Below are 2,462 nucleotides of genomic sequence, written 5' to 3'. Positions count from 1 at the left end.
GGATATTTATTGCAAAATATGAACAAATTGTTAACAAATTATGAATTTTTTGTTAATTTTTCGAAAAAAATGCAAAAATACCCCCATTTTATTTAGTGTGTAGTGATTGAATTATAGTTCAAACGCCTATAGCCGGTTAAAAACCCTAAATTTTTGAAATTTTTATTTTGGAGGAATTTGTTATGGGAAGACAGAAAGGTTGGAGAAATAGGACTGTTGAGTCTGATCTCAACTTTAAAAACATGAGACCTGTCACATTCAGAGATGTTAGCCATCGTGACATTTGGCTCATCGAGCATTACTTACCGAGCGATGACATTGTATCGATTCACATAACAACAGAAGACATTGCTTATGTTGAGTATGCAAATGGTGATTGCTATAGATTCGATTTGATTAGTCGAACTATAACGATCTTTGACAGTCTCGAGTATGCCCTGTCCATTAAGGACTGGGAAGACAATGAAAAATTTAAGGCCATGCTCGCTGACAAGATATTTCACGAGATGACTAGACAGAACATGAATGCCAGAGCCCTTGCTCAAAGGACCGGTATATCAGACAAGATGATAAGCAACTACCTTTGGGCTAAGCAGATGCCGTCAGCAATCAATTGTGTGAGAATTGCGGACGCTCTGGATATTGACATGAACGAATTGTTCAATTTCTTCTGAAATAGGATTCGCGTGAAAAACATAGCCTTTTATGAGGAGAAAGATGTTTTATACGCTTTCTCTTCTATTTGTTTCAATTGACATTTTGAAAGGAGCTTATTTATGAGAGAAAGCAAATTTCAAGCGAAACTTATAAAAGACATCAAAGAGCGATTGCCTGATTGTATAGTGTTGAAAAACGATCCCACTTACTTGCAAGGCATTCCTGATCTGACAGTATTCAACAATGACAAATGGGCCACGCTTGAAGTCAAAAAATCGGCTAATGCAGCTCATCAACCTAATCAGGACTACTATGTCGAAATGATGGACCACATGTCCTTTTCGAGATTTGTTTATCCTGAAAACAGAGACGCTGTCTTTAGCGATCTGATTGACTATCTGGAGGATTGATATTCATGAAATTCAACAATCACCGAAACCTTGAAGGCAAACATGCCATCTTTTCAGCAAGTCAGCCGGCTTGGCTCAGATACGACGACGAGAAGCTCGTTACTGTGTTCAATAATCTTAAAGCCAAAGAGCAAGGCACAAAACTTCATGCTTGGGCTAAGGATACAATTGATCTTGGTATCAAGCAGCCGAAAGGAAAAAAGACCCTCTATCAGTATGTGAATGATGCAATTGGTTTTGGTATGAGCACTGAAGTTGTTCTCTATTACAGCGATCGGTTCTATGGAACTGCGGACGCTATTTGTTTTAGAAACAACATGCTTCGTATTCATGACTTGAAGACAGGAAGAGGACCTGTTCATCTGGAGCAGCTTATGGTGTATGCCGCTCTGTTCTGCCTTGAGTATAAAATGAAACCTGAGTCCATTGATATTGAACTGCGAATCTATCAGAACGATGACATTTTGATACATAATCCGGGCGGCGACGAGATTCGTGAAATAATGGATCTCATCATAAGATTCGATAAGATACTACAACAGCAAGAGGAGGATTGATATTCATGGGCGACATTATTGATGAAATGAAAGCCGTTCTTGACGGCGCAGACCCAAACACACTTGTTCATTACGGAACGCCTAGACACAGTGGAAGATATCCTTGGGGTTCTGGTAAGGATCCTTATCAGCACACAAGAAATCTGCTTTCCAGAATTAATGAACTGAAAGCTAACGGCTGGACCGAAACACCTGAGAACATCATGTCTGAATTCGGTCTTACTACAACACAGTACCGTGCACAGAAAGGTCTTGCTAATGACCTTGAGCGTATGGACAGACTCAGCATGGCTAAGTCACTCAAAGCGGATGGCCTTGGTTCCACAGAGATAGCAAGAAAGATGTCTGAAAGACTCGGATATCCTGTTTCGGAATCGTCAGTAAGATCACTGCTTGACGCAGAGGCCGAAAAGAGAACCATGCAGGCTAAGAATACTGCTGACTTTATCAGAGAAAGAATCAAGCAGGACGGCATCATTGATATTGGTGCTGGTACAGAGATCGACCTGAACATATCAAAAGAAAAGCTGAATCAGGCGATTGAAATACTTAAGTCTGAAGGATATAAGGTTCAGACCGGAGGTCTTCCTCAGGTTACTAATGTCGGGCAGCAGACCATCACTAAAGTAATTGGTCCCCCGGATATGAAACCCTCTGATTTCTACAACTTTCAGACAGGTGAAGTAAACATTCATTCGCTTCACGAATACATTTCAAGAGATGGCGGAGATTCATATGAGAAGAAATTCCATTATCCCACATCTGTTGATTCCAGCAGAGTAAAGATTCTGCTTGCTGACGAGAAGGGCCCTGATGGAGCCACCGGTATTGAAAGAGA

At 40.7% G+C, this 2,462-nt stretch carries 3 protein-coding genes and 1 pseudogene; all 4 read left to right on the top strand.

The features are described 5' to 3' along the window. The first annotated feature begins 182 nt into the window (after positions 1 to 182). Positions 183 to 674 (top strand): helix-turn-helix domain-containing protein, encoded by a 492-nt coding sequence (locus QZZ35_RS11055; protein ID WP_291237454.1) that lies wholly within the window; start codon positions 183 to 185, stop codon positions 672 to 674. A 102-nt stretch (positions 675 to 776) separates the two neighbouring features. Continuing rightward, entirely contained in the window at positions 777 to 1,067 is a 291-nt protein-coding gene (locus tag QZZ35_RS11050; RefSeq protein ID WP_291237453.1) for a hypothetical protein, read from the top strand. A gap of 5 nt (positions 1,068 to 1,072) precedes the next feature. Beyond that, on the top strand, positions 1,073 to 1,624 hold the full coding sequence (locus QZZ35_RS11045; protein WP_291237452.1) for a DUF2800 domain-containing protein: 552 nt from the start codon (positions 1,073 to 1,075) through the stop codon (positions 1,622 to 1,624). Positions 1,625 to 1,629: 5 nt separating this feature from the next. Further along, positions 1,630 to 2,462 (top strand): annotated as a pseudogene (locus tag QZZ35_RS11040) (helix-turn-helix domain-containing protein); the annotation flags it as partial.

The organism is Frisingicoccus sp., assembly GCA_016298055.1.
Classification (GTDB): Bacteria; Bacillota; Clostridia; order Lachnospirales; family Lachnospiraceae; genus Frisingicoccus.
Note: the sequence above shows the minus strand (reverse complement) of the source record. Positions and strands in the feature narration are given on the sequence as shown.

Excerpts from the sequence above, each read along its gene's own strand:
- QZZ35_RS11055 (WP_291237454.1), top strand. The coding sequence starts at position 183 with ATGGGAAGACAGAAAGGTTGGAGAAATAGGACTGTTGAGTCTGATCTC.
- QZZ35_RS11050 (WP_291237453.1), top strand. The coding sequence starts at position 777 with ATGAGAGAAAGCAAATTTCAAGCGAAACTTATAAAAGACATCAAAGAG.
- QZZ35_RS11045 (WP_291237452.1), top strand. The coding sequence starts at position 1,073 with ATGAAATTCAACAATCACCGAAACCTTGAAGGCAAACATGCCATCTTT.